Origin of the sequence: Leisingera sp. S232 (genome assembly GCF_049800895.1) — a bacterium.
Lineage (GTDB): Bacteria > Pseudomonadota > Alphaproteobacteria > Rhodobacterales > Rhodobacteraceae > Leisingera.
Map to the genome: position 1 here is coordinate 97988 of NZ_JBNAFX010000007.1, position 24887 is coordinate 122874.

Here is a 24887-nt window from a genome sequence, read left to right on the forward strand (position 1 = left end):
TCTGTGCCGTAAAGGGTTTGCAAGATCAGCCAAGAGTATCTGTCTTGCGTCAAGACCAATTAGAGATGTTTCCGGTCACCCGTGTTCTCATGCAGTATCCCATAGGTTTCGGAGCCTGAAATCTGAAGCGCTGCAATCTTTGCGGGAATTATTTCCATCACGCAATCTTGAGTGTAATTTACCAATCCCAATACGCCTAATGGTTGCGCAATTATTTTTGGAGGGTAGCGTTAATTCATTCTAGAAATGGAGTGAATTTCATGACGTCCAAACCTAAGCTGACCACAGCTTTCGGCGCCCCGGTGCCTGACAATCAAAACATCCAGACAGCCGGACGGCGGGGGCCTGCATTACTGCAGGACGTCTGGTTCCTGGAGAAAATGGCCCACTTTGACCGGGAGGTGATTCCCGAGCGCCGTATGCATGCCAAAGGATCCGGCGCCTATGGTACTTTCCGGGTCACCCATGACATCACCAAGTTCACCCGCGCCAAGATATTTTCTGAAATCGGCAAGACAACGGATCTCTTTGTCAGGTTCTCTACTGTTGCCGGAGAACGCGGTGCAGCGGATGCAGAACGGGACATCCGCGGCTTTGCGATCAAGTTCTACACCGAGGAAGGCAATTGGGATCTGGTCGGAAACAACACTCCGGTCTTTTTCCTGCGCGACCCTTTGAAATTCCCGGACCTTAATCACGCGGTCAAACGCGACCCGCGGACAAACCTGCGCAGTGCCGACAACAACTGGGATTTCTGGACCAATCTGCCCGAAGCGCTCCACCAGGTTACCATTGTGATGTCGGACCGCGGTTTGCCTGCCACCTACCGGCACATGGATGGGTTCGGCAGCCATACTTTCAGTTTGATAAATGCCGATAACGAACGTTTCTGGGTGAAGTTTCACTTCAAAACCCAGCAGGGGATCAAGAACCTGACCGATGCGGAAGCCGCGGAGATTGTTGCAGGCGACCGGGAAAGCCATCAGCGTGATCTCTACGACAGCATCGAAAACGGCGATTTCCCGAAGTGGAAGATGTTTGTTCAGATTATGCCTGAGCAGGAAGCCGGCAGCTACCATATCAACCCATTTGATCTCACCAAGGTCTGGCCAAAAGAGGATTACCCGCTGATCGAAGTCGGCGAGTTCGAGCTCAACAAAAACCCAGATAACTACTATGCGGAAGTTGAACAGGCCTCATTTGCGCCCTCTACGGTTGTTCCTGGTATCGGTTTTTCGCCGGACAAGATGCTGCAGGGCCGGCTGTTCTCCTATGGGGATGCGGCCCGCTACCGCCTTGGGGTTAACCATTCTCAGATCCCTGTGAACGCTCCCCGCTGCCCCTTCCATTCCTACCACCGTGACGGTGCGATGCGGGTGGATGGGAACTTTGGATCGACGCTCGGGTATGAGCCGAACATGTTCGGGGAATGGCAGGAGCAGCCGGATTACTCGGAGCCTCCGCTGTCTTTGGAAGGTGCAGCGGATCACTGGAACCACCGCGAAGATGAAGACTATTATTCGCAGCCCGGCGAATTGTTCCGGCTCATGACTGCGGACCAGAAGGCACAGCTGTTTGAAAACACCGCTCGCGCCATTTCACCGGCCCGGACGGAAATTCAGCACCGTCACATCCAAAACTGCCATCACGCTGATCCCGGCTACGCCGAGGGCATCGCGAAAGCACTTGGAATCGATCTCAAGGATGTTGCCGGTATCTGACACATCAGGCGACCGGGCCTGCGGGCCCGGCAGAGCGTTACAGTCAAGGAAACCTCTCATGACACATAGTTCATCGAAAACCGGCACCACGCGGCGGAAGTTTCTAGCCGCAGGCAGCGGTATAACTTTGACCTCACTGACCCCTGTGGTTGCAGCGGCACAAGAACCTGCAATGGAAGATCTGAACACCAGAATCCTGTCCTTGCTGGCCGATCTGGAGGACAGCCATGGCTCAGGCCTTGCCGCTGTAAACTGGTCCCGCCGCCATATTGCCAACAAACTGCGGGCAGCACTGGAGCTGCCGGTAACAGACCCAAGTTTTGATGATGACTACGCGGTCTATTATCAAAAACACTTGCGGTCCGGGCCTGCAGACAGCCGCAAAGCTTGACGTTCAACGTCTATAGCAAACCACAAAACAGGCCCCCGCTTGCGAGGGGCCTGTTTGCGTCTCATGCATCTATCCGGTGAGGGTGGTCCCGCTCGGCTCCAACGATCCCAGCAACACCTGAGCAGTGCGCATGACCCTTCACCCACCTGCGGGTTCTGCAGGGCGTCTCATCGGCACTTACCAGGCCCGGACTATGCCGCCAGTATGCCTATGCAGATCTGTGGCGGCTTCAGAACGGATTGGCAGCAGGCCGACCCGATAGCGATTCCCGTTTTTGCCATAATGGTTAATGCTATTAGCATAACCCCTGCGCCATCTATGCGTTGCCCTTGGAAATCCGGCTTCATTTGTTGCGTGTAACCACGTGTAAACAGGCCAATTTTAATAAAATTCAGGCGCTATAAGTAATTTCTATGACCTTATCTGTCGGGCTTGCTGAAATCTGGCAATTGTAAGGCACAAAGTGCTGATCCGAAGATGATGAGACGACCAATAGCTCGGTTCCCACCTTGGCCGCCTTTGTAGAAACGAACCGAATTGGAGAAATTCTATGATTGTTTCAATGATGATGAACTTGATGCAGCAAGCCCAGATGAACAAGATGAATCAGCAGATGATGGGTCAGACCAATGATCTGCAGGATGAAATCAAAGAGCAGGGCAACGACTTCAAAGATCAGCTGAAGAAGATGGAGGAAAAGAACGAAAAGCAGTCCGAACTGATTCAGCAGATGATGAAGGACAACAATATTGGGGGGCAGCAAGGCAGTCAGCAAGCCGGTCACCAGTGCGGCAACAGCAACCAGGCGCAAGGCAGCATGGGTCAGGGCAGCAACAATGGCGGTCTGGGCGGTGCGCAGGGGCCGAACAGCTTTGGCAGCGGTATGGATGATCGGGATATCGAGATCCACATCCATATGGGCGACAGCAGCAAGGGTGCGCCTGATACCGGCGGTATGAAGTACCATTGAGGTTGAAGCGTCACGTGTGACCGTCGGCCTGTAATCAGGCCGACAAACCAAACCTAGCAACTGAACTTGAAAGGAAACTCGCATGTCCACATCCTTGGCTCTTTCCCAGGCCCTGACCAAGCAGCAGGAACTGCAATCCCAGCAGCAAATGCTGATGAACCACCAGCAGCAGCAGGCGAATTCACGCGAACAGTTCGCACAGCAGCAGATGAGTGCGCAGCAGGAGCACCAGCGCCGGATCGACAACGACCAGCAGGAACGGTCCCGCCACGCGCAGGCAGACTCGATGGCGCAATCCAAGAACACCACCCAGCAGCTGTCGCAAGCGGCCGGCGCCTAAGGGCAAAAACGGCAAGTTCCGCCTTTCGATATCTCTTGTCGGAAAGTGCGGACCTGCCGGAATTGAAGAGCTGAACAATGAATGAACTTCCAGGCCCTCTACAGAATGGCAGCAGTCCGGGGTTTTCCTCGTTGCAGCTGATGCAGGCCCTGACCGAACAGTCGCAGGCTCTTAGCAATCACAAAGCGCATAGAACCAAGCGGCTATATCAGGAAGTCAAAAACAAGCTGGATATCTATTCGATGCAAGCATCGAAGTATCAAGCTGAGCGCGCCATGGCCAATCAGGAGGCGCAGCGCGTGATGAGTTCTCTGTCAGGGAAGTTCAGCCTGATTTCCAAGATCCAGCAAAGCATGGGGTGAAGCGCTGTCAGCCGTCAACAGAACGTCAAGGAGACCGAAATGGCAGTTCGCCACGCAACACAAGATGATCTTCCGCTTCTGAAAGAGCTGAGCGCGGAATTCCGGGCCGCCCATAAGCAGGGGATGCAGTTGCCGTATGACGAAGCCGCCTGGTTGGAAGCGCTGGGTGCGGCAATCGGTTCTGATGAGATGCTGGTCCTGATCCTTGATGAAGGGGCAGGGTTCTTTGTGGCGGCAATCAGTGCCACGCCATATGCGCCAATTCCTGTTGCAAACGAGCTTGTCTGGTACACCAAGCCGGACTCCCGGGGCAGAGGGTTTGCGCTGTACCGCGCGTTCATGAGGTGGGCCGAAGGCAAGAATGTGGAATATGTGTTTCTGACAATGCCAGAGCCGACGCCGGCGCTGGAGCGCCTGGGCTTTGAAGTGGCTGATATCGGGTATTTCAAAAAAATGCCCAGTGCAGCTGCAGTCAGAGCTGCGGAATGAGAAAGCGCCCGTCCTTACAGCAGCGTGGCCTGCGGGATTGTGCCGCCAGTCCTGACCGGAACCGGGTGGCAAGATGATTTCCTGTGCCGATACGCTCTTGATTTTTACGTCTTTCAGCATCCGATCCGGATTGCTGTGGAAGGCGGAAACCTATGGGCGGCTTGGCTTGGCTATGTTTCCCGAAGATGACCGGATACGGGAAATGTACGCCTATGCGCTGTTGCTGAATCAGAAATTCAGTGAGCTTTCCAGCGTTCTTGGCGATGCGAGACGTCCGTCAAGGAATTTTGCCTATGTGAAGGCACGGCTGGAAATGCTGACTGGCAGCTCTGACGCCGCCAGATCCGAGGCTGTCCGCAGCTTTCTGAGAGGAGGACAGGCATGAGCAATTCGATCCGGCCAGGAGGTTCCGAGAGACCTCAGCAGTCTCTTGTGCAGCCGGTTGCTCCGCGGCGCCAACAGCAGCAACAGCAGGCCGCCGCTGCCGAGCAGCAGCGGAAACAGAACGCGCCGAAGGAGAAGATCGAGAGTCAGACGTCCTATGCAGCCATGCTCAAGGATGCGCAGGATGGCGGCGTCGACGAAGCCTACAGCGCTACGCAGCGGGCCCATAGCGGTTCGAACAAGGAAAACGGCGAACAGGACAGTGATCCGAGCGTCCAGCGGGCCAGAAAACTGCGGCAGGCCAAGCCCGCAGTTGCCAAACCCCAGCATGATCCACAGTCTTCGGAGATGCTCAAGGGGCTGCGCAAGAAACAGCAGGCAGACGAAGCCAATGCGGCCCGCGGGGTTTCACGGGCTGCAGCTGTTGATACGGCACCTATCGGAGCAAAGCATGATCAGCTGATGCTTGCTTCCAGCCAAATGAAAGCTTCTGAAGTTGCAAGCCATGTCAGCCTGCGCGGTTTTGCCGGCCTGGAACGCATTCTGTCGGAAAAACATTGGCAACGGAATCCTGAGGCTGATACTGATGTTGTTAAAAAGCAAATGCGGGCGGTTGGATAAAACCCGTGAAACAAGAGCAGTTACGTTAGGTCAGGCTTGCCATGAAACATCACGAATCCGTGAATGCCGGTTTCAAGGGACTTCTATACACCCTTTCAATTCTGATTTTGGGCTTATTGTCTTTTGCCCCCATGCCGGCGGATGCACAGGTAACCCAGCGAATGGTGGTTGAAGAGGGCAAAGGCAAAAGTCTTTCGAACCTGGGGCAGGCGGAATCCATTTTTGTGGCAGACACATCGGTTGCAGATGTATCAACCTCTCCGGGAGAAGCAGCCTACATCTTTGGCAAGGCGGTTGGTGACACCACGCTGATTGCAACCGGGACTAACGGTGAAATCCTGTTTGAAATTGCTGTCTCGGTGACACATAATTTGCGCGGGCTGCGCGCAACCCTGTCGCAGCGGTTTCCCGGCGAGGCGATCTCACTGGCGTCTGCGCGCGGCAGCATTTTTGTTTCCGGCGTTGTTTCCACCGAACGGGTTCACGAAAATGTCCTTGAAACCCTGCGCAACAGCGTCCCCAGCAGCGCCTTGATTGATGAACTGGTGGTGCGGGACAGCCAGTTGATCCAGCTGGAAGTCAGGCTGATGGAAATCAGCGTAGATCAGGCTGAGAACTATGGGATCGATTGGAACGGCCTGGTTGCCTCCAGCGGATTTTCGGTCGGGGCGCAAAGCGGAAACAGCGGCGTTATCAGCTTTGGATATGATGAAACCGATCCGGCGACTTCGGTGGATGCAACCGTTGATCTGCTTGTAGACAGTGGCATTGCAACGCTTGTTACCCAATCTTCGCTGACAACTGTTTCCGGCAAGGACGCTGATTTTTCCGTCGGCGAGGAAATCGCAATTCCTACCTTTTCAGGGCAAACGGACCCTGCAAACGGAAACTTCAGCATTGATTATAAATTTGTTGGAATGAATGTGAAATTCAAACCGCAAATGCTTCCGGGCAGCAAACTCCGTCTGGAAGTGAATTCCGTCATTTCCGGTCTGCAGCCGGCAACGACAACTATCAACGGCAATGCCTTTCCGAATTTATCGACCCGCAGGTTTGCAACAAATGTCGAGCTTCGCGACAATCAGAGTTTCGTAATCGCCGGGCTGAGCCGTCAGGAAACCAGAAACACTGCGACCGGAGAAAGTGATACCATTTTTGCATCCACAATGCGCAGGCTGTTGGGCAGCGACAGCATCAGCTCTTCGAAACGCGAATTGATCGCGGTTATCACGCCCCGCTTTGGTAACCTTGAACGGCGGCCGGTTGAACAGATCCTGGCCCGTCCGATGTCAAATCTTGAGCATATTCTGTCCCAATATGCCAGCAAGGCAGGCAGCATCGGAAAAGTCGAAGTCCACGGTCCTGCCGGTTTCCTGTACTGACGAACGGTTATGAAGCTTCTGCAATTGCCCTCCTTCTCTTTTGCTTGCAGCACGGCTTTGTTTTTGCTGCTTGCCCCCCACCAGGCGGCGCATGCGCAGGGAGAGACACCGGTAACCCGTTGGCAGCTGCCACAGGCAGGGGAAGAATACCCGTTCCTTGGCAAGAACCAGGGGCTTAGATCGACGCTGGAAACCTTTGGCCGCAACGTCAGGGTGGCGGTGAACATAGACGAAGAAATCACCAATGACCGGTCTGTAAGCATCGAACAGCGCATGTCCAGACAGGACTATCTGGACCGGCTTTCGAATGAGTTTGGCCTGTTGTGGTTCTACGATGGTGTGATGCTGCATATCTCAAGTGTTGCCACTGTGCAGACAGAGATCATTCCGCTTCAGAACAATGATGGCGGAACGGTTCTGGATGTTCTGTCCCAACTTGGGATTTATCAGGAAAAGTTCGTGCATGCGTCAGATCCCAAACGCAGGGTGTTCCTTGTGTCCGGGCCGACGTCATATGTCGAGCTTGTGAAAAAGGCTGTGGATGCGATCGAGGAAGCAGACAAAAACGATCTGCATGTCGTTCGCGGCGCCGAGATTTCCGGACCGGACCTGACATCCCTGGACTCACCGGACATCGAAACTCCGGGCCAGTAGGACCAGAGGGCAGGGGGCAATGCAGATACTGAACGCCATAGCGGGTCTTGGACGTCAAAAAGACGTCATGCTGATTGCTGTCTTTGCGCTCATCCTGATGATGATGATCCTGCCGCTTCCGACGGTGTTGATGGATGTATTGATCACGCTGAACATGAGTGCGGCCATCATCATCATGCTGATGGCGCTGCATCTGCACAGTCCGGTTCAGTTCTCCACGTTTCCTTCGCTGCTGTTGGTGACAACCCTGTTCCGTCTGGCGATTTCGATTTCGACAACACGTCTGATCCTGATCGAAGGCAACGCAGGCAAAATCGTTGAGACCTTTGGTACGGTTGTTGTCGGCGGCAATCTGGTGGTCGGGCTGGTTATCTTTCTGATCATCACCGTTGTGCAGTTCCTGGTAATCACCAAAGGCGCGGACCGTGTCGCGGAAGTTGGTGCCCGTTTCACTCTGGATGGCATGCCGGGCAAGCAGATGAGCGTCGACGCCGACGTGCGTGCCGGCAATATGGATCATGTGGACGCCCGCACCGCCCGCCAGACACTTGAGCGCGAAGCCAAGCTGTTCGGCTCCATGGACGGGGCCATGAAATTCGTCAAGGGCGATGCAACTGCGGGTCTGGTGATTACCGCAATCAACCTGTTGGGCGGTGTCGCAATCGGCATGGCGCAGCGCGGCTTGCCCTTTGGCGAGGCGATCCAGCTTTATGCGCTGATGACGGTCGGGGACGGGCTGGTGTCCCAGATCCCGGCGCTGCTGATTTCGGTCGCAGCCGGCACGATGGTGACCCGGGTGACCAATCCCCAGGGCATGGATCTGGGAACCGAGATTGGCCAGCAGGTGATGGCCAACCGCCGCACAATCATTATTGCCGGGCTGGTGATTGCGCTGTTCGGGTTCATTCCGGGTTTTCCGACGGCAATTTTTGCGACGCTAGGGTTGTCGCTGTCCGGCAGCGTGTATTTCGGGATCAAGAAATACGCAAAAGCCATTGAGGCCCAGTGGAGCGACTGGGATCTTATGATCCAGCGGCTTGAGCTGAGCTGGGATGATATCAAGGCCCGCACCGGGTCAGATGAAACCCTGAAGGTTGTCTTGCCGCGCAGGGTCACCAAAATGATCAACCCGGAGGTTTTCAACAACACGCTGGAAGGTGTGCGGACATCAAACGAAGCTGATTTTGGCGTGCCGATGGGCTACTGGCGTTACCGCCTGAGCGATGACCTGGACGTCTACGAGATCTACATCAAGGAAGAACGGGTCGCGTCCGGGCATTTGGACATGAACACGGTGTTCGTAAAGGCAAATTCGAGCTATCTGAACAGTCTTGGCATCCCCTGCATCCCCCGGTTCGGCGCCCAGGAAGGTGCCTTGGTCGAGCTATCAGAAATTCCCCGACTGGAAGAAGAGAACATTCAGTACTGGGGTCCGCTGGAGCAGTTGCTGATGCACGTCAAAAAGGCGGTCATCGAGCACCTTGGCGATTTTGCGGGCCTTCAGGCCGCGTCAAACCTTCTGGACATGGTCGGGCGCAGCAATCCCAATCTGGTTGCTGACTTGCGTGAAGATCTGTCGAACAATCAGATCAGCAGTGTTCTGGGCATGCTGCTGCGAGAGCGCATTCCGATTACCAGCACAGTCCGCATTCTTGAGGCCATTGCCAAGGCATCGCAGATCCGTTCCGAGCCGGAGAAAGTGCTGCAAAAGGTGCGCACATCGATGTCCGAGTTCATCACCAAACGATTTGCACCGGAGGGATACTTGCCGGTGATCGTCACGGCGCCGACGCTGGAAAACTTCATCCGGGAGGGGATGCGGGAAACCGATGAAGGATCCTATCTCATTCTGGCGCCAGAGGTGTCCGCGCATATTGCCGAACAGGCCAAAAGCTTTGTTGCTGGCGAATTCCACCGCGGGCAGGATCCGGCGCTGATCACCCAGCAGGATGTGAGATTCCCGCTGTATACGATTCTTGCAAAACATGGCATTTACCTGCCGGTGCTGGCCTACCAGGAAATCCATCCCGACACGATTATTTACCCGATCGGTTTCCTGTCGCCCGAGACGGCCGAGGACGCGGCTTAAACTTTCAACAAAAACCGCTCGACTCGTTTAGTGAAGAGTTTTCCGTTGAATTACAAATAGTTGTTACAGATTCGCACTAGCTTTGCCTGCAGATGGAGGGCAGTGCGTGGCTGAATCAAACAATCTGAAAATATCCTCTTCTGTGGCAAGCATGGCTGCCCGGGAGCAGCATACTGATGACGAATTCAAGGTGTGGGGCCGTAAAGGCCCAAAGCTTCAGGACGAAGTGACAGAAGAACTGCGACGACGCGGCATTGACAGTGCAGAAAGGCCGAGCCTGACCCGGCTGCTGCAGGAAACCTCAGCAAGCGGGGCCGGGGATGTGGCGGACAGTGAGACAGAGGCAGACCCCGGCGCCTTTGTTCGCGGCGGTGCGGGCCGCGCAGCGAAAAAGCGCAGCAAACCTGTCTCGCAGTGGCCCTCCGGCGCCGGTGCCCCAGCGCAAACAGCCGCTCCCGAGGAAATGGCTCCGGCTGACCAAAAAGGCACACGATCGGGAATGCCGTTGCACAGGTTTTCCCAGTTGATGGATATCTACAGCCCCAAAAGCGCCAAGCGAAGCCTGGCTCAGGCTGCTGTCCCTTTCTTCAATGCGGCGACATCCTACACTGTCAAGGCGCCGGGCCAGGACCGTCCGACGTTCAGGCGCGACCCGGTGGACACCGTCAAGGATCATCTGAAAGATTTTGCAAAAGGCTACAAGAAGGCGGCAACAACAGAAAAGCTTTACTATGCCAACAAGCTGCATAGCAGAAAGGATGCAAGGGAAGGCAAGCCGCTGCATGAGCTTCAGGGTAGTTTCGGGCCGGCATATTCCCGTTTGGACAAACATGGGATGATCAGCACATTGGAGGACATCCAGCATTCCAAGTTTATAGAGCGAGCGCTGCACGGCTTTGCGAAGTCGGTTCTGGATCAAAGCCGGATGGCAGAAACGGAGAAACTTGCGCTTACGGACACAGACGTGACTGCGATCATCCAGGATGTTGCCGAAACCTTTGAAGGCAATGGCAGCACTCAGGACAAGGTCAAAATCAAAGTATCCCAAGGCAGCGATTTTGGCCTGTCAGTGCCCAAGGAGGTTACCGGACCAGTCGGCGCGACTGCTGGAATTGGCCGCAAAGGGAAGGAACAGACCGCCCTTGAAATCGGCCGTAAAAGCGATGGTACCTATCGTGTGACACTTCAGGTTCAGGACCAATGGGATGCCGGTGTGAGAGGGCGCGTCAAACCTGCGCCCGGGCCGGTCGGGCCCAGTATCGGATTGCAGGGCGGTGTCGCGAAGAACCAGGTCAAGGAATGGGAATCCCCAGCCTTGGATCTGGAGGGCGTTGGCAAAATGGTCGGCAAGATTCTGCAGGGCGAAGCCACGGCAAAGGATTTCAAGTCCTTCAAGACAAATTCGGCATTCGGCATGAAATTTGCCGCCCGCGCTGCGGTGCTGGCATCGGAGAAATTCACCGGGGACACCGAACACGGCGCTCAGGGCGGGACCAGTGCCACAATTTCAACCGGTGTTATCGGCAAGAAGACCCGCACAGAGGTGAATGTCGGTAAATTCGTCGAGACCGGGGGAGCTGAGGGGCGAAAGAAAGCCAAATCCGGCACCTTGGGGGATGCACCGAGACTCTCTGCCAGCCCTTTGTCGGCAAGTGCAAGGTTGGACATGGGAACAGACGATGTTACGCGGGATGCCTCGGCGGGTGCGGGGGTTGGTGATGTCAGGGACCGGCGCAAGCTGAAACAATATGACGAAGTTCAGAGCCTGAGCCCCCTGGAGGGGCAGAAATTTGAACTGGAAATGCCGCTGAGCAAGCGCCAGAAGGATCTGAAAAGCCTGGCAGGACTGCCGTTCAATGGCGACGAAGTGCAGCAGATTTTTGGCAAGAAGGCGGGTCAGTACATCATCGATCGCGCCCGGGATGCTTTGGCGGCGCAGGGTCGCGGTGCGGCCCATGATCAGGTGTCGCGGGTGGTTCTGGAATACAAGCTGAGACCCGATGCCAAAGCTTTTGCAGAACGGATCGCACAAGAGGACAACCCGTCAGCCGACCAAAATTCTATTGAACAGATCGCCCAGGATCATCTGAAAGAGTTCCTGAAAGATCCCGTTCATTACAAGGATCTGCTCAAGTTCACGATCCATGCCAAAACGGCAATTCCTGTCGCATCTAAAATTTCAGCAGGTGTCGGAGGGCTGGCCAAGACAACGCATGAAACCGGCTTCAGCATCGAGCGCAAGATCAAGCTTGCCAGCGATCTGGACGCAAGCGACGGCCAGCACATCAAACGCCTGGTCCAGCGCGGCTTTGCAGAGACAGAGGACGGCGCCGAAAGGCCCTCTGTCAAGGACGTGCTGAGCAAGAGAGATCTGCTGGCAGGCTCGATCGATTATACAGCGGATGATGTGGCTGCGATGACGCCGCCCAAGACAGCAAACAGCTGATGCGATGAACCAGCGGCCGGTTTTCAAAACGACCGCTGGTTTCGCAAGTTAATTGCCAAAGAGCCGAACAGCGATGGCTGTACCCGCGCGCCTTTCTGGATGATCTGTTGCCGCAAATGCGCGCAGTTCTACCGGTCAGTCCCGCCTGTTCGTCGGCGCAAGTATGTCATCCAGATCCTGTTGCGTGAAGGTTGTGACAGACGCGGGAGCTTCATTGGCCGGGGCGGCATTCTCCTCGATGCTTTCTTCTTCTTCCTGAATTGTCGCCAATCCAGGAGGTGTGCTCACGGTGTTTCTCTCCGGCAGCTCAACCCCGCTTGGAATTTGCTTTTTGGGAGCACCATAAGTTTCCTCGAACTCCTGGCGGCTGTAAAAGAGGGTGTTTTCATTATCGACATTTCCGAGATCGAACGTGCGCTCGAAAGTGATGTCGGCCTTCTCCACGACACCGGCAATAAACGGAACGCCGAATTTGGCACCCTGTCCGTAGGTTTTGCTTTCGGTCACAGACACATCAAAATCGATGCGGTCTTTGAACATCTTGGGGTTTTTAAGGATCGATTTCAGCTTGTCAGCCAGAACCGCCTCGTGATTGTCAGGGGCTTCCCGCTTTGCAGCCTTTTCAAGTTCTTCAAACGCTTCGGGTTTCACCGTCATTTTGGCGTCAAACTTCAGGTTCCGCTTGCGGACATCATAGTCCTGACCTGTCGAGTCCTTGAGCGTAGAGATTGCTCGGTTCATGATCTTGGCGGCCCGTTCCTTGCCAAACAGGGCTTCGGGTTTGAGGCCGGAACCGCCTTCTGCTGCCCAGCGTTCCCTACGGGTGGGAATGACTGAACGTTTGGCTGTCATTTCGCTCAGCGGCGCATTTGCCTGCCGCTCGGAAACCTTTTTATCTTTTGGGTTACTGCCTTCTTTTGATCGTGTCAGCGCGGCCCCTTCGCCGGCAACATTCTGGTGCCGGGCCGCGACATTAAAGCTACCGGTTACGTCTCCGACTTCCGGAGCGGGTGCACCGGCTGCTGCAGCGGGGGCCGGTTCAATCGCCGGGTTGAGGTCAATGCCATCTCTGACCTGGGACAACCCCCAACCAAGACCCGCGTCTGTTGATGCATCGCCATTCCAGAACACCGGTTCGGATTCAACTTTTTCCTTCTTGATGTCCACTTTGACCTTCGTTCCGTCACCTGTGGGGGAGTCCTGAAGTTTGTAAGTCTTGTCCGTGCCGCCCAGCTCTTTCTTGACACTGAGCGTCGCGAAGCCGCCGACGTTGGCTTCGCCTATGGAGTCCGCATAGACACCCGGTCCAGCTGCAATCCATGCTGAGAATTTGTTGGTCGACTTCTTGCCATGAACAGCGTCATCTCCGTGATCTTCAGAAATGTCGTGATCGATGTAGAGTTTGAAGAACTCTGCTGTGCGTTCAAGGGATTGATCCTTGATGGTGACGCTGTGCTCTTCTTTGTGGCTGCCGCCAGCGCTCACAGCGGCCAAAGCAAATGTGTTTTCAGCAGGATCTGCGACATCGCCTATCCCAGGGGCGATGCTGGCCCTAAGACCGGCTCCATCGGCCTGTTCGTACTTCAGTTTGATGGAGAAATTTCCATCGTCTTGCCGTTCAATTTTGAAGCCGGTCGTCCGATCATGATTCACATCCAGCCCAATTGTTGGTCCAACAGGTAAGGCCAAGATTGATCCAATTGGAATACGGGGGCCCCATTTGACGTTTGTCGCCATGCCAACATCGACGGAGGAGCCCGGCCGGGTACTGTCAAGGTACGCCGTAAAAGACTTTTTCAGATCTTCCCTGGACTCGGTGTTAAAGACTTTGTTCAAACTGGACTTTGCCAACCAGCGGCCGGGTGATGATTTGTTCAGCTGTGCGGTCGGATCAGTGCCGTATTTGCCGGCTTCTTTGCCTTTCTCATTGCGTACTGCTAGGGCTGCCAGCTTGCCGGCGGTTTTGCCGATCATTGCCCATTGCTGGCCTTCTTTCCTGGCCGCCGCCTTTGCCTTCTCAGCTTTGGATTTGGTCTCAGTTCCCTGATGCTCAACCTTGGTGTTTGCGCGGACTTTTCCTGCAATCAAAGTCGGCTTTAGTGCCATGAACGCCCGTGCAACTTTGCTTTTGCTTTTGAGGTCTTGGTAAACATTCTGTTCGGTGACCTTGGGTTTCGCTCCCGGCGCTGTTCCTCCGCGCCTGGTTGTGCGACCAAAACCGCTTCGGACAAACTGATCTGAGCGTGCTTCTGAAGACTCGGTCTCTGTTGCAGGGGAGGCAGCAGCAAAGACCTGCTGGGCCGGAATGCGATTCGCGGCTTCCTGCTGCTGGGGCTGCGCATTTCTTTCGGCATTTGTCGCATTCTCACCTCTTGCCCGCTGGCTTTGAGGTGGAGTGGCTACTTCTTTCTGGCGTTGCGAATTTTGCGATTGCACAGGCTGATTTGATCCAATACCGGGCACCGTAATATTCCTCTCTAACCCAAGCTTTTTGGAAAGCTTGGCATCTGCTGAATGTCCTAACTTCTTCTACTTCACCCTATGATTGTGGAGGCTGACTGCTCAATTAAGGTATAGATAATAGTTATACTGGTACCCTGCAGGGTGAGCTCCGCTCGGCCTGGGTTTCATTGGTTTGAAGCAGCGGAACTGAAGAAGCTTGGGATCGCAGCAACTGCTCGATACCGGTAAGGAAATTCAAGGGCCCAAGAGAATGAGCATTACGATCACTCCCCAAGTTCGAGTCTTTGTGGCAGTTGTTGAGGCCGGTTCCATTACAGCCGCGGCTGAAAAGCTTGCCCTTGCAAAGTCGAGTGTCAGCCAGTCCCTAAAGGATTTGGAAAACTCTCTTGGCGCCCGTCTCCTGAACCGGACCACCCGCCAGCAATCCCTGACCCGAACTGGCAGCAAGTACTACCAAGCGTGCCTGAAGATTTTGTCCATGGCAAAAGAGGCTGAGGAGGAAATCAGCAATGCGCTTGAGGCGCCTGCAGGGGATCTGATCATCACCGCTCCCTTCTCGACTGTTTGCAGGGCGGTTGTTCCGGCGCTCAAGAATATTCGCGAGCACTATCCTGAAGTTATGCCGCGGCTTCTGATCGATGATTCCCGGCTGGATTTAATCAGCAACAAGATCGATGTGGCCATCCGGCTGGGGGAATTGCCAGACAGCAATTATCGCACTCAGACAGTCGGGTATCTTCCGACGTCCCTGTGGGTGAGCCTGGATTACCTGGACTACTACGGGTTCAGCCGCGACGGTCTTGGCGATCCTGCCCAAGTGGCTGAATACCGCTATATTGCGCAGAACTGGCAAGGCAATCCGATCCAGCACAGTTACCGCAAAGAAGACGGCAACCTCGCGTCTCTTGTTTTTGATACATGTGTGTATTGCAATACAGCCGCGGTGGCCCGTTCCCTGGTCAAGGACGGCTTTGGCATGGCCTTGCTGCCCGATCTTGTGATGACGGAATTTGTCGAGTCCGAGGAAGTCGTCAGGGCGCTGCCGCAGCTGGAACAGGCACCGGTCCGTATCTCTGCAATTCACCCCTATGGGGACAAAGCGCCACTGGCAGTGCGCAGGTTCATTGAAGCATTCCGTTCGGAGCTGAAGGAAGAATAGCCTGGGTCTTCAGGCCTTCGCCTTCAGCTGGGCCATGGCCAGTTGCGCTTCGGCAATGGCCAATTGTCCTTTCGCCAACAGCTTGTTGTGACGGGTATCTTCAAGACGCTCACTCTGTTCAGACAGGGCGGAATCCCTGTTCTGCTTCTCCCGTTTGATGATCCCTGCAATAGAGGCCTGACGCAGTGATTCCTGTTTGATCGTGTTCTCCATCTCCTGCTTCTGACGCTTCACGGGAAGGGTCAGAGCTTTGGTCATCAAAGAGATGTTTTTTTCCAGACTCTTGATCTCTCTTTGATTTGCAAGAGGAGTCTTCTTCATCTGGGCGAGCCGGACCTTATTTTTCTGCAGATCCTCGATCGCGGGCTTGTTGAGCTTCGCGAAGTTTAGCTTGAAATTCTCGAACTTCAGCTTGGCCTGTTCAGCGGCAACTTTGCTTTGCTTCTGCTCGTCCTTCAACTGGGCGATATTCTTGTCAAAGCTGTTTTCGACCCGCTTCAACCGGTCTTTCTGATCCGAAACAACACTCCGGGCCTGAGCCAGATCAGCCTTGGCTGACTTCATTTCCCGCTTGGCTGATTTCTGCTCAGGCGTCAGCGTGTCTTTCTTGAGAAATTTGGCGGCTTCCGAGAACAATCCCTTGAGCCCTGACTTTGGCTTGGCGGTCCGGGACGCATCGGTCATCGGCTGGCCCGAAGCCTTTTGCCGGGACTGTTTTGCAACAGGAAGCGGCCGGGCCGGCTTCATGTCAGTTTCCGCAACTTTTGGGGAAAATCCTATTTTCATCGCAACCTCCTGTTCACGCAGATTAACACCCGGTGAAAACTGAATGCGAAATAGTAAAATGCTATTACTGGCGCCCGGAAATCAGCGGGCGATCACAAGGGCCCGCGACAGCAGTCTGAAATTCTCTTTGGCCTCGGCAGCGGACAAGTCCACCGTTGCAGTGCGTTGCGCCTGCTGGTGCTCGCCGGAAAGATATTGCGAAATGGCCAGATTCTGCCTGATGGTTTCATTGTCAGGGTTTGAGCGCGCCAGAGCTGCAAACAAAGGTTTCGACAGGCTTGGCGAACCATTCAAAGTCATCGAAAGAGCAAAGTTGTTGAGCGTCTTGGTATGCCCCGGCTCCTGAATGAGGATTTCCCGGTAGATCTCCTGCGCCTTGCCGTGCTGGCGCTGCAGGTCGAATGCAACCGCAAGGCCGTTCTTGGCATCCAGGTTTGCCGGGTTCTTCTGCAGCGCAGCTCGGAAAGCATTTTCCGCGTCCCGGGGTTTGTTCTGGACCAGTTCGACCCGGCCCAGGCCAATATAGCCTTCTTCCTGTGCACCAAGGGCAATTGCCTTGCGGTAGCTTGTTTCCGCTTTCAGGAAAGTATTGATCCGAAAGTAGGAATCCCCCAGTTCAAGAAAGGCCTGTTTGGACCTGCTGTTGCGTTCGGCAACCTGATCATAGATCCCGTGACCCTGACCGTATTCACCGTTTTTGACAAATTGCTCTGCCACGTGGATCTGAGATGACACGCTTGTGAAGTTGCTGTTTGGCGTCGCGCAGGCTGCAAGACCCAGCGCAGCGGCCAAAGCTGCAACAGCAAAGCATCTGCCAGTATTGGTCCGGGCAATCCGGCCGAACGCTGTCTGGGACGCGATCACTTCCATGGCGCCTCTCTTTTCCTCAATGAACGCAGAGCTGTTTTTGTGGCCGCCATCAAACCATTCAGGAAGTATTGCGGGCCTGCTCCATCTTTATGACCTTATGTATACCTGCGGCTGAGCGGGCAGGCAAATACGAACCTGGTGCTGCCATTTTGTGAAATTCTTTTGCAACACCTGGCAAATTGAACAGCCGCAGGCCGTAACTGCGGCTGCGGCGCAGAGTTTTTCCGATACTACCGCCCCGCGCCTTGGCCACCATGAAAGGCGGTGTCTCTGCCCCTGGATAGTACATGATCGCAACCATGAACTGTTCGCCGTAGATGACATGGGTGGCCTCCTTGAGGCTTGGCAGATTTGCTTCGCGCATGGCGATGGATTTGCGCTCTCCCTTTACCTGCGGATCCCCTTCCTGGCCTTTGAATTCATTCTTTACGTCGTCCTTGGACATCATGTTCTGCTTGCGAAACAGTGCGTTCTGCACCTTGAAGTCCGCCGCCGCCAAAATCAGCAAGACAACCAAAATGATCGCAACCAGGGTTTTGAGATAACCCAGAAACAGCGGCGTCAGGCAGTATGCCCCGCAGTGACTTGCGTTGATGACTTCGGTGAAGTTGTTCCGGATCGTGAAGTACAAGAGCAGAGACAGAATTATGAAATAGGTCAGGATGCGGCCGAAGTTGTAGAGCGTGTTCTTGGAGAACAGGGATTTCAGCCCGTTCACCGGATTGAGCTTTTCAAACTTGGGGCTCATCGCCTTGGGCGCAAAGTTGAACTTGTTCAGGAACAGGCCGAAAAGCAGCGTGAAGGCAAAGGCGGCGCCCAGAAAAATCAGAAAGACCGAGGCAAGCTCTTTGATGCTGATCAGCACATAGCCCAGCCCATCGTCGAAACCGGATTGAACCGCCAGAAGCACGTTGTCGAGAATGGACAGCAGTGCCTCCGATATACGGCCTGCTAGCCCGGTCAGCAGCAGGATGGAGACTGTCAGAAAAACCGCCTCGATCACATTCTTGCGCTGCGGCAGCTGGCCTTCCTTGCGGGCGTCATCAAGCTTCTTCTGTGTTGGTTCCTCTGTCTTTTCCCCGCTCATGGCACCAGCACTTTCGACATCATGGCCAGCGTCTCGCCAAAGGTCATCATGATCTTCGGATAGACGATCTCGAGGTAGAAAAAGAGCAGGATCAGCATGATACCAGATTTCACCGGCATACCAAAGGTCAGGGCATTCAGACTTTGGGCGCTGCGGGCCAGAAAGGCAATGACGATATCCGCGATGATCATAAAGCCCGAAATCGGCATGGCGACAGCAAGAGCCGTGACAAACAGAATGCCTGCGAATTGGATGAGCAGGGCGGAAGAATTGGCTGAGATCTCCGGAAACGGCGCCGCAGGCGGCCAGATGCGAGTGCTTTCAAACAGCATTGTCAGGACCATCAGCAGCCCACCGCTGGTGAAGAAATAGGCGCTGAACGTCTGTGCCAGCAGGATCGCTGTCGGGGTTGTTTGTGCGGCAAAGATCACATCGTAATCCTGCGCCTGGGTGCTGCCGCGCTGCGTGTCCAGGACCACACCTGCAAATTCCAGTCCCCGCACCGGCAGCCAGGTCAGAACGCCCAGCAGGAATCCGAGGATAAATTCCTTGATGACAAGAGTATGCAGATTGCGTCCAAGCTCTGGTGTGCTGTGCAGTTCCATCACCACAGGCGGTGCACAGATAAAGGCAGCTGCCAGGATAAAGCCAAGCCGGACCGACCGCCCCATGGCGCGTTTGCTAAAAAACGGGGACACCGCAAAGTAACCTGTGAACCGGGCCATAACCAGCAAAGTGCCGGAGATCGCAAAGTCTATGAGACCGGTATCAAAGGGTTCAAACTCCATCCGGTCCGCGCCTATTGACCGCCGATGCGGTCAAGCGTCTGTCCAAGCAGCTTGAGCAATTCATATGACATCCAGCCGCCCGTAAAGAAGAACATCGCAATGACCGCCGCCAGTTTGGCGGCAAAGGCCAGTGTCTGCTCCTGCAGCTGGATCAAGGTCTGCAGCAGCGCGATGATCAATCCGACAACCGTGGCCGCAATGATGATCGGCATCGACAGGTAGAAAACCATCAGAACCGCATTTTTTGCAGTCAGCATGACTTCATTCGGGGACATGATCGCTCCTGTCAGACATAGCTCAGGATCAGCCCGTGCAGCAGGCGGGCCCAGCCGTCTGCCGCCACAAACAGCAGAATTTTGATCGGCAGTGAAACCAGCATCGGCGGCACCATCATCGCGCCCATCGCCAGCAGGATATTGGACACCACCATATCCACGACCACAAAGGGCAGAAACAGCAGGAAGGCGATTTCAAAGGCTCTGGTGATTTCCGAGGTGACATGCGCCGGCAGCAGCAGGAAGATGTTGTCTGCGGTAATGTAGCCATGCATCGTTTCCGGCCAGATTGCCCGGGCCGCATCCATGAAAAACTCCAGCTCGCGCTCGTTGGCAAAGCGCGTCAGGTAGCCGGACATGTTGCTGGTCATCACGTCAAACACACGGATAGCGCTGTCCCAGTCAGACAGTGTCAGGTTCAGCTGCTGCAGCTCTCGCAGTATGGCATCGCCAACCGGCACCATGATGAAGGCCGTCAGGGTCAGAGCGATGGAATTGATCACCATGCCGGAGGGTGCCTGCTGAACCCCCAAAGCATTGCGCAGAAGCATCAGCACGATGGAAATCTTGGTAAAAGCCGTGCCCATCACCACCAGAAATGGCAGAAACGTCAGCCCCATGATCGCAATCGCCGTGGGGATGATGGCTGGCAGGTCCTCACTCATCGCCGGCCGTGCTCCGTGGATGCCATTTCATGATCTGCAGCCCGACACTGTCACCGATCTGTACCAGCTGGCCGGTCCCGACAGGTGTTCCGTTTGCCTCAATTGTCAGGGCAACATCCAAGTCAAAATCCAGCTCTAGAACCGATCCTCCGCCCAGACGGCTGAAGGCATCCAAGGTCAGCGTCTTTGCATCCAGTTTGAAATCCAGGCGCACCGGCAGCTGTCCCAGAGGAAAGTCTGAAGTGGGGGCCTGCAGTTCTTCGAAATCTGCCTCGGCAACCGCAGCTTCAGCCTCTAGCCAGGCGTCGTCGTCACCCCCTGCAAAACCGTCTGGACCGTCTTCGAATTCAGACACTTCCGATGGAAAGTAGTCCTGATCATGCATGCCATATACCCTTTTCGCTTTACCCTGAATCACCGCCCGGCCGTCAAAATCCAGCACCCCGGACCAATACATTTCCCGGCCAAGCCAGGCCTGCACCGGCAGGCCGTCCGCGGTCTGCGGCAGCAAAAGAATGTCGCCCGGACACAAGCGTTTGAAATCGTTCAACGCCACCGGCCGCGTGGCAGGCCGAACGTCCAGCAAGAAGCCCGGGTCGGTCATGCCGGCTTGCCAACCTGCTGAATTGCCGATCAACGCGGCGACCGTTTCGGCCTGAACCGACCAGGTTCTGATCACAAACACATGCGCCGCACCGTTGACATGCAGCGTGCCGCTGACCGTGCCGGTCAGATCGTTTGGCCTGAGCCGCATAAAATCCCGCTGGGACCAGGCCGTTTCAATTTCCGGTCCGATCCCGATCATCTCGGCGATTTGCGACAGCGCAAAAAGCGCCAGCCAGTCAGGCCTGACAGCTGCGGCAGGTTCCTGGTCCCAGCCCGGCAGGCAGATATCGCTGATCTGCCGGACGAAATCCGGTTCGACGAAGACATCAAAACTGCCAAACGCGGTTTCCGCCGACAGACCTGTCAGGCGGTCCGGCAAGGTTTCAAGCGGATGGAATTCGATGGCCACAGGACAAGGCACGACTTTGGTTTCAGAACCGAATACCCGGAACTGACCTTCAAAGAACCACTGCCGCCCGGCCAGTACATTGCACAGCGCGGCCACGTCCGGCTGTATTTTCGGCAGCCCTGTAAACGGCTTCATCTTGACGCCCCGGCCCGGCCATAGCGGACTTCGACAAAGGCATCGATTTCCGCGTCTTCAGCCTGCACAAGCGCTGCTTTGTGATCTTCCTTCAGAATATTCAGAATTTCAGTGCTCTTGTTCAGAGAGGCCTGGGCTGCCCGTTTGTCGAGGCTGGCCTGCCGCTGCGTCTCTTCGGCCTCCAGCAAAGCGTCTTCGGCCTGCCGGACGTCATCCATCAGCGCATGAGCCTTTTCTTCGGCCTCTTTCAGAGTGTGCTCGATCGCTGTCAGATCAGTCACCGTAACCCGCGTGTTCAGCACTTCGTTCAGCAGGTCAAGTTCAAGCGTCATGATCTCTTTTCGGTAGTCCTCCACCGCGGCCCGCGCCTCTTCGACCGCCTTCACGGCCTGAAACCGTTCTCGCTTGACCTGCTGTTCTGCTGCTCTGAACCGATCCAGTTTGCGGTTTCGAACCGCCACGAGTGATGCAAATTCACGCATGGCCCAGGATCTCATACAGATGCGACAGTGTCTCGTCGTAGGAGGAGAACTCGTTGGTTCGCTGCTTCAGGAAGGACTCAATCAGCGGCTTATAATGGATCGCCGCATCAGCTTCGGGATCTGTTCCTTCAATGTATTCGCCGATACGGACCAGAAGCTCGATTTCCTGATACTTGGCCAGCAGCCCTCGCATCTTGCCGATCAGTGCCTGATGGTCCTCGCTGGTTATGGCACCAAGCACCCGACTGGCGCTGTTTAGAACGTCAATTGCCGGATAGTGACCCGAGGCAGCCAGTTTGCGCGACAGTACAATATGTCCGTCCAAGAGCGACCGGACCTCGTCTGCCACGGGTTCGTTCATGTCGTCACCTTCGACCAGCACGGTGTAAAGTGCGGTGATGGACCCGTGTTCGTTCTTGCCGGTGCGCTCCAGCAATGATGGCAGCCGTTCGAAAACCGAAGGGGGGAAACCCCGCCGGGTCGGAGGTTCGCCGGCGGACAGGCCGATCTGACGCTGCGCCCGGGCAAACCGTGTCAGGCTGTCCATCAGCAACAGCACCCGCTCGCCGCGGTCCCGGTGGTATTCGGCAATGGCTGTTGCGGTATAGGCTGCTTTGACCTGTTCAATCGCCGGGCTGTCTGAGGTGGCAACAATGACGATGGATTTCGCCATGCCTTCCGCTCCCAGCTGATGCTCGACAAACTCCCGCACCTCGCGGCCGCGTTCGCCGATCAGGGCAATCACGCAGCGGTCGCATTCGGCAAATTTTACCAGCATCGACATCAGCGTCGACTTGCCGCCGCCTGCAGCAGCAAAAATCCCGACCCGCTGTCCGTCGCCGCAGGTCAGCGTGCCGTCCAAAGCGCGCACACCCAATGAAAACGGCCTGTCGATGACCGGTCGGCTCATCGGGTCCGGGGGAGGGCGCATGCCCCGGTAGTACTGATCCGTCTCAATCTCCGGCCCGCCGTCGATCGGCTTGCCCAGCCCGTTTACAACCCGGCCTGTCATCGCTTCGCCGACGGGCACCAGAAATTCTGGCATGACGGGACGGATTGTCGAATTATAGGACATTCCGTTGGAAAACCCGTAAGGCGTCAGCAGGGCTTCTGGCCCGTCAAAACCAACCACTTCCGCCAGTATGGGTTCCTGATTGGCGCGCGTGATGGAACAGATTTCACCTATGCTGTAGTTGCCTGTGGCACGGACCACGGCCCCAGACACATTCTGAACGCGTCCATATCTTTTGAAGATCGCAGGACCCGAACCTTCCCTGCTCTCTGCGCGGGGCTTCGGGTCAGACTGCATCATCGCCTCCGCGGTCTGCAGCCGCGACAAAGGCGTCAATCAGCTGCTCAACCATCACCGGGACACCGGCATTGATAACCTCTGTATCGGTATAGATCATGCAGTCGTCTGCAGGCATCGACTGATCAAATTCAGCACTGATCTGAATGCGGCTGCCAAAACTGTTCCGGACGGCATGGATCGCCTGCGCAAGGGCGCTGGCATGATCCGGGTGCACCCGCGCCACCAGCGCCGTTTCCGACCGGAGCTCAGACAGGACTGAGGTCAGGGTTGCTTCAAACAGATCGGCCTTCGGCATACCGCCCAGCACCTGCAGCAAGCATTGTTCAACCAGTTGCTCGACCCGGCCTGCGAGGGCTTCACGCGCCGCATCGAGCTTGCTTCCTGCCTCGGCAAACAGCTGCAAACCAGCTTCATATCCCGATTGCCGTGCTTTTGCTTCAGCGTCTTCAGCCAGACGGGCGATCCGGGCCTGCTCCTGTAAAGACCATTCCTTGGCGGCGGTTACACAGGCATCCGCCTCATTGACGGCGGCCAGCAGCTCACCCCGGATGATCCCGTTTGCCGGTCTCGGGGCCGGGCCTGGCAGTTCAATCCTGCGCATGCCGCTCTCCTGCTGACGGCCACAGCGGCACCGCCAGCTGCAGGTATTTGTCAAAAACCAGCCTGTCCGGATCATCATCCGCAAACGCGCGCTCAGCCGAATAGGTGCCCGGGGGATATCTCAGCAGCAGACGCTGCCGATAGCCTTCGGGCAGAACCCCGATCAAATGCACAAGGATATGCGAGGCATACAGCTCTAGCATGTCGATAGACAGGCTGGACAGCACCGGAAAGCTCTTGAACTCCGGCAGTTTACGGTTGCGCAGAAGGTCAAGCAGGCCGGCATTTCCGCACCATTCCACCACCGCATTCAAGCGTTTGCTGTCCGTTGTCGCAACAACTGCCGCAAAATTGATGAGCACAGATAATACCCGCGCCAGGCTCATGAGCTCTTCCTGGCTGCTAAAGGCAATCTTTTCATAAATCCCGGCCACATCCGATGGCAGGCTGGGCAACGGCAAAAGGCTCTCGCGCAGGAAGTCATCGATCGACAGGCGAAGCACCGCAGTTTGCCACATAGCGTCGGCCAGCATCGGGTTGTTCATCCCTGTCAGGGCCTGAAACTGCTCCGGGGCTACAAACTCCGAAGGCCGCGCTGACATCCGCGCAACGGTCACGATACCGGTCCTTTGCCACTGCGGCTTTGCAGCCATTTGACCAACCCAAAGGAACCGGCCAGCCCGAACGCGGCCAGCAAGGCAGCTGCGACCAGTAGAATCCTGGCGGTCATCAAGCTGCTTTGATGCACCAGAACACCGGCAAAGCTGACCATCTGGCCGGCCTCGACTTTGGGCGGTGCCACAGGGGACAGCACGACGCCGACCCTGTCGTAGTCGATGTTTTCAATGCTGAAGGAAACAAGCTGCTTGATCTGCGGGATCAGGTTTTCGGTGACGTAGTCCTCACCAATAAGAACCAGCACGGAAGCACTGGGCGGGGGCGGGTCTTCAAAGGGCTTGGTATCCCGTGGGTTGGCAATATGCACTTCTGCTGAAATCACCCCTGGAAAGGAGGAAATCGACTTGGACAGTTCCTGACTCAATGCAAAGTTGTAGCGCGCCCATTCCTGCATCGGGCTTGCAACCAGTCCTTCGGTGCTGAACACCTCACCCATGTTGACAAATTTGCGGCGCGGCAGCCCGTAGCCGTTCAGCAGTTCGACCGCCGCGCCGAACTGCGATTTCTCAACATAAAGCGTGATGCCTCCGTCCTGCTTTTCTTTTGAGGCAACAAGACCATGCGACAGCAGCTTGGACAGCATCTCGTTCGCCTCACGTTCTTCGAGGTTGCTGTTCAATTCCACCTGGCAGCCAGCCAGACACAATACCGCGGCAAGCACGGTGAATTTGCTCCAGGCCTGCAGCTGGCCAAAAATCTGCCTGATCATGATCTGCGCCCCCC

General features: G+C 55.7%; 26 protein-coding genes. 12 read left to right on the forward strand and 14 right to left on the reverse strand.

The genetic code is table 11. The annotated features are described in order from the left end of the window. The first annotated feature begins 260 nt into the window (after nucleotides 1–260). Both ACP151_RS07465 and ACP151_RS07470 read left to right on the forward strand, forming a co-directional pair. Nucleotides 261–1721 carry a catalase gene (locus ACP151_RS07465; RefSeq protein ID WP_424978251.1) on the forward strand — a complete coding sequence of 487 codons (1461 nt, stop codon included), beginning with the start codon at nucleotides 261–263 and terminating at the stop codon, nucleotides 1719–1721. 58 nt (nucleotides 1722–1779) lie between these two features. Beyond that, nucleotides 1780–2112: a hypothetical protein gene (locus ACP151_RS07470; RefSeq protein ID WP_424978252.1), complete on the forward strand. Its 333-nt coding sequence runs from the start codon at nucleotides 1780–1782 to the stop codon at nucleotides 2110–2112. Between the two features lie 559 nt (nucleotides 2113–2671). Here the strand turns inward: ACP151_RS07470 and ACP151_RS07475 are convergent. Further along, nucleotides 2672–3079, reverse strand: coding sequence for a hypothetical protein (locus tag ACP151_RS07475; RefSeq protein ID WP_424978253.1), 408 nt, complete (start codon nucleotides 3077–3079; stop codon nucleotides 2672–2674). Nucleotides 3080–3164: 85 nt separating this feature from the next. Between ACP151_RS07475 and ACP151_RS07480 the strand changes: the two genes are divergently transcribed. The 9 genes from ACP151_RS07480 to ACP151_RS07520 all read left to right on the forward strand — a co-directional run bounded on the left by ACP151_RS07480 (nucleotide 3165) and on the right by ACP151_RS07520 (nucleotide 11849). Then, on the forward strand, nucleotides 3165–3422 hold the full coding sequence (locus ACP151_RS07480) for a hypothetical protein (protein WP_424978254.1): 258 nt from the start codon (nucleotides 3165–3167) through the stop codon (nucleotides 3420–3422). 140 nt (nucleotides 3423–3562) lie between these two features. Next, nucleotides 3563–3784 carry a hypothetical protein gene (locus tag ACP151_RS07485; protein ID WP_424978255.1) on the forward strand — a complete coding sequence of 74 codons (222 nt, stop codon included), beginning with the start codon at nucleotides 3563–3565 and terminating at the stop codon, nucleotides 3782–3784. 39 nt (nucleotides 3785–3823) lie between these two features. After that, nucleotides 3824–4273 carry an N-acetyltransferase family protein gene (locus ACP151_RS07490; protein ID WP_424978256.1) on the forward strand — a complete coding sequence of 150 codons (450 nt, stop codon included), beginning with the start codon at nucleotides 3824–3826 and terminating at the stop codon, nucleotides 4271–4273. A 73-nt stretch (nucleotides 4274–4346) separates the two neighbouring features. Continuing rightward, nucleotides 4347–4658 carry a hypothetical protein gene (locus ACP151_RS07495; RefSeq protein ID WP_424978257.1) on the forward strand — a complete coding sequence of 104 codons (312 nt, stop codon included), beginning with the start codon at nucleotides 4347–4349 and terminating at the stop codon, nucleotides 4656–4658. Then, the gene (locus ACP151_RS07500) at nucleotides 4655–5278 is read left to right on the forward strand and encodes a hypothetical protein (protein WP_424978258.1); all 624 of its coding nucleotides are present in this window, start codon (nucleotides 4655–4657) and stop codon (nucleotides 5276–5278) included. The genes ACP151_RS07495 and ACP151_RS07500 overlap by 4 nt, the downstream gene beginning before the upstream one ends. A 131-nt stretch (nucleotides 5279–5409) precedes the next feature. Continuing rightward, nucleotides 5410–6660, forward strand: a complete 1251-nt coding sequence (locus ACP151_RS07505) for a type II and III secretion system protein family protein (RefSeq protein WP_424978259.1) — start codon at nucleotides 5410–5412, stop codon at nucleotides 6658–6660. A gap of 57 nt (nucleotides 6661–6717) precedes the next feature. Next, complete coding sequence (locus tag ACP151_RS07510) at nucleotides 6718–7314, forward strand: secretin N-terminal domain-containing protein (protein ID WP_424978260.1); 597 nt, start codon at nucleotides 6718–6720, stop codon at nucleotides 7312–7314. A 19-nt stretch (nucleotides 7315–7333) separates the two neighbouring features. Then, nucleotides 7334–9403, forward strand: coding sequence for an FHIPEP family type III secretion protein (locus tag ACP151_RS07515; protein WP_424978261.1), 2070 nt, complete (start codon nucleotides 7334–7336; stop codon nucleotides 9401–9403). A gap of 151 nt (nucleotides 9404–9554) precedes the next feature. Then, on the forward strand, nucleotides 9555–11849 hold the full coding sequence (locus tag ACP151_RS07520) for a hypothetical protein (protein WP_424978262.1): 2295 nt from the start codon (nucleotides 9555–9557) through the stop codon (nucleotides 11847–11849). A gap of 135 nt (nucleotides 11850–11984) precedes the next feature. On the opposite strand, the gene ACP151_RS07525 is transcribed toward ACP151_RS07520, so the two are convergent. Beyond that, nucleotides 11985–14312 carry a hypothetical protein gene (locus tag ACP151_RS07525; RefSeq protein ID WP_424978263.1) on the reverse strand — a complete coding sequence of 776 codons (2328 nt, stop codon included), beginning with the start codon at nucleotides 14310–14312 and terminating at the stop codon, nucleotides 11985–11987. A 250-nt stretch (nucleotides 14313–14562) separates the two neighbouring features. Here ACP151_RS07525 and ACP151_RS07530 point away from each other — a divergent pair, with 250 nt between their 5' ends. After that, entirely contained in the window at nucleotides 14563–15471 is a 909-nt protein-coding gene (locus ACP151_RS07530) for a LysR family transcriptional regulator (RefSeq protein WP_424978264.1), read from the forward strand. A 9-nt stretch (nucleotides 15472–15480) separates the two neighbouring features. Here the strand turns inward: ACP151_RS07530 and ACP151_RS07535 are convergent, their stop codons facing one another. The 12 genes from ACP151_RS07535 to sctJ form a co-directional block, all read right to left on the reverse strand. Continuing rightward, nucleotides 15481–16257: a hypothetical protein gene (locus ACP151_RS07535; protein WP_424978265.1), complete on the reverse strand. Its 777-nt coding sequence runs from the start codon at nucleotides 16255–16257 to the stop codon at nucleotides 15481–15483. Nucleotides 16258–16338: 81 nt separating this feature from the next. Beyond that, the gene (locus ACP151_RS07540; protein ID WP_424978266.1) at nucleotides 16339–17127 is read right to left on the reverse strand and encodes a tetratricopeptide repeat protein; all 789 of its coding nucleotides are present in this window, start codon (nucleotides 17125–17127) and stop codon (nucleotides 16339–16341) included. Nucleotides 17128–17185: 58 nt separating this feature from the next. After that, nucleotides 17186–18214 (reverse strand): EscU/YscU/HrcU family type III secretion system export apparatus switch protein, encoded by a 1029-nt coding sequence (locus ACP151_RS07545; RefSeq protein WP_424978267.1) that lies wholly within the window; start codon nucleotides 18212–18214, stop codon nucleotides 17186–17188. Continuing rightward, a complete protein-coding gene (locus ACP151_RS07550) occupies nucleotides 18211–19002 on the reverse strand; it encodes an EscT/YscT/HrcT family type III secretion system export apparatus protein (protein WP_424978268.1) in 792 nt (263 codons plus the stop codon). The genes ACP151_RS07545 and ACP151_RS07550 overlap by 4 nt, the downstream gene beginning before the upstream one ends. 11 nt (nucleotides 19003–19013) lie before the next feature. Next, nucleotides 19014–19277, reverse strand: coding sequence for an EscS/YscS/HrcS family type III secretion system export apparatus protein (locus tag ACP151_RS07555; RefSeq protein WP_424978269.1), 264 nt, complete (start codon nucleotides 19275–19277; stop codon nucleotides 19014–19016). A gap of 11 nt (nucleotides 19278–19288) precedes the next feature. Beyond that, nucleotides 19289–19942 carry a type III secretion system export apparatus subunit SctR gene (gene sctR, locus ACP151_RS07560; RefSeq protein ID WP_424978270.1) on the reverse strand — a complete coding sequence of 218 codons (654 nt, stop codon included), beginning with the start codon at nucleotides 19940–19942 and terminating at the stop codon, nucleotides 19289–19291. Then, on the reverse strand, nucleotides 19935–21092 hold the full coding sequence (locus tag ACP151_RS07565) for a FliM/FliN family flagellar motor switch protein (protein ID WP_424978271.1): 1158 nt from the start codon (nucleotides 21090–21092) through the stop codon (nucleotides 19935–19937). Before ACP151_RS07565 ends, sctR begins: the two co-directional genes overlap by 8 nt. After that, complete coding sequence (locus tag ACP151_RS07570; RefSeq protein ID WP_424978272.1) at nucleotides 21089–21574, reverse strand: hypothetical protein; 486 nt, start codon at nucleotides 21572–21574, stop codon at nucleotides 21089–21091. The genes ACP151_RS07565 and ACP151_RS07570 overlap by 4 nt, the downstream gene beginning before the upstream one ends. Continuing rightward, nucleotides 21567–22886 (reverse strand): FliI/YscN family ATPase, encoded by a 1320-nt coding sequence (locus tag ACP151_RS07575; RefSeq protein ID WP_424978273.1) that lies wholly within the window; start codon nucleotides 22884–22886, stop codon nucleotides 21567–21569. Before ACP151_RS07575 ends, ACP151_RS07570 begins: the two co-directional genes overlap by 8 nt. Further along, on the reverse strand, nucleotides 22873–23487 hold the full coding sequence (locus ACP151_RS07580; protein ID WP_424978274.1) for an HrpE/YscL family type III secretion apparatus protein: 615 nt from the start codon (nucleotides 23485–23487) through the stop codon (nucleotides 22873–22875). The genes ACP151_RS07575 and ACP151_RS07580 overlap by 14 nt, the downstream gene beginning before the upstream one ends. Next, nucleotides 23474–24103: a hypothetical protein gene (locus tag ACP151_RS07585; protein WP_424978275.1), complete on the reverse strand. Its 630-nt coding sequence runs from the start codon at nucleotides 24101–24103 to the stop codon at nucleotides 23474–23476. Before ACP151_RS07585 ends, ACP151_RS07580 begins: the two co-directional genes overlap by 14 nt. After that, on the reverse strand, nucleotides 24100–24873 hold the full coding sequence (gene sctJ, locus ACP151_RS07590; RefSeq protein WP_424978276.1) for a type III secretion system inner membrane ring lipoprotein SctJ: 774 nt from the start codon (nucleotides 24871–24873) through the stop codon (nucleotides 24100–24102). Before sctJ ends, ACP151_RS07585 begins: the two co-directional genes overlap by 4 nt. Nucleotides 24874–24887 lie beyond the last annotated feature (14 nt).

Coding starts and splice junctions, on each gene's coding strand:
- ACP151_RS07495 (WP_424978257.1), top strand. CDS start 4,347: ATGATTTCCTGTGCCGATACGCTCTTGATTTTTACGTCTTTCAGCATC.
- ACP151_RS07555 (WP_424978269.1), bottom strand. CDS start 19,277: ATGTCCCCGAATGAAGTCATGCTGACTGCAAAAAATGCGGTTCTGATG.
- sctJ (WP_424978276.1), bottom strand. CDS start 24,873: ATGATCAGGCAGATTTTTGGCCAGCTGCAGGCCTGGAGCAAATTCACC.
- ACP151_RS07475 (WP_424978253.1), bottom strand. CDS start 3,079: ATGGTACTTCATACCGCCGGTATCAGGCGCACCCTTGCTGCTGTCGCC.
- ACP151_RS07575 (WP_424978273.1), bottom strand. CDS start 22,886: ATGATGCAGTCTGACCCGAAGCCCCGCGCAGAGAGCAGGGAAGGTTCG.
- ACP151_RS07540 (WP_424978266.1), bottom strand. CDS start 17,127: ATGGAAGTGATCGCGTCCCAGACAGCGTTCGGCCGGATTGCCCGGACC.
- ACP151_RS07490 (WP_424978256.1), top strand. CDS start 3,824: ATGGCAGTTCGCCACGCAACACAAGATGATCTTCCGCTTCTGAAAGAG.
- ACP151_RS07545 (WP_424978267.1), bottom strand. CDS start 18,214: ATGAGCGGGGAAAAGACAGAGGAACCAACACAGAAGAAGCTTGATGAC.
- ACP151_RS07485 (WP_424978255.1), top strand. CDS start 3,563: ATGCAGGCCCTGACCGAACAGTCGCAGGCTCTTAGCAATCACAAAGCG.
- ACP151_RS07580 (WP_424978274.1), bottom strand. CDS start 23,487: ATGCGCAGGATTGAACTGCCAGGCCCGGCCCCGAGACCGGCAAACGGG.
- ACP151_RS07500 (WP_424978258.1), top strand. CDS start 4,655: ATGAGCAATTCGATCCGGCCAGGAGGTTCCGAGAGACCTCAGCAGTCT.
- ACP151_RS07515 (WP_424978261.1), top strand. CDS start 7,334: ATGCAGATACTGAACGCCATAGCGGGTCTTGGACGTCAAAAAGACGTC.
- ACP151_RS07530 (WP_424978264.1), top strand. CDS start 14,563: ATGAGCATTACGATCACTCCCCAAGTTCGAGTCTTTGTGGCAGTTGTT.
- ACP151_RS07505 (WP_424978259.1), top strand. CDS start 5,410: ATGCCGGCGGATGCACAGGTAACCCAGCGAATGGTGGTTGAAGAGGGC.
- sctR (WP_424978270.1), bottom strand. CDS start 19,942: ATGAGTGAGGACCTGCCAGCCATCATCCCCACGGCGATTGCGATCATG.
- ACP151_RS07480 (WP_424978254.1), top strand. CDS start 3,165: ATGTCCACATCCTTGGCTCTTTCCCAGGCCCTGACCAAGCAGCAGGAA.
- ACP151_RS07570 (WP_424978272.1), bottom strand. CDS start 21,574: ATGCGTGAATTTGCATCACTCGTGGCGGTTCGAAACCGCAAACTGGAT.
- ACP151_RS07535 (WP_424978265.1), bottom strand. CDS start 16,257: ATGAAAATAGGATTTTCCCCAAAAGTTGCGGAAACTGACATGAAGCCG.
- ACP151_RS07565 (WP_424978271.1), bottom strand. CDS start 21,092: ATGAAGCCGTTTACAGGGCTGCCGAAAATACAGCCGGACGTGGCCGCG.
- ACP151_RS07520 (WP_424978262.1), top strand. CDS start 9,555: ATGGCTGCCCGGGAGCAGCATACTGATGACGAATTCAAGGTGTGGGGC.
- ACP151_RS07470 (WP_424978252.1), top strand. CDS start 1,780: ATGACACATAGTTCATCGAAAACCGGCACCACGCGGCGGAAGTTTCTA.
- ACP151_RS07465 (WP_424978251.1), top strand. CDS start 261: ATGACGTCCAAACCTAAGCTGACCACAGCTTTCGGCGCCCCGGTGCCT.
- ACP151_RS07550 (WP_424978268.1), bottom strand. CDS start 19,002: ATGGAGTTTGAACCCTTTGATACCGGTCTCATAGACTTTGCGATCTCC.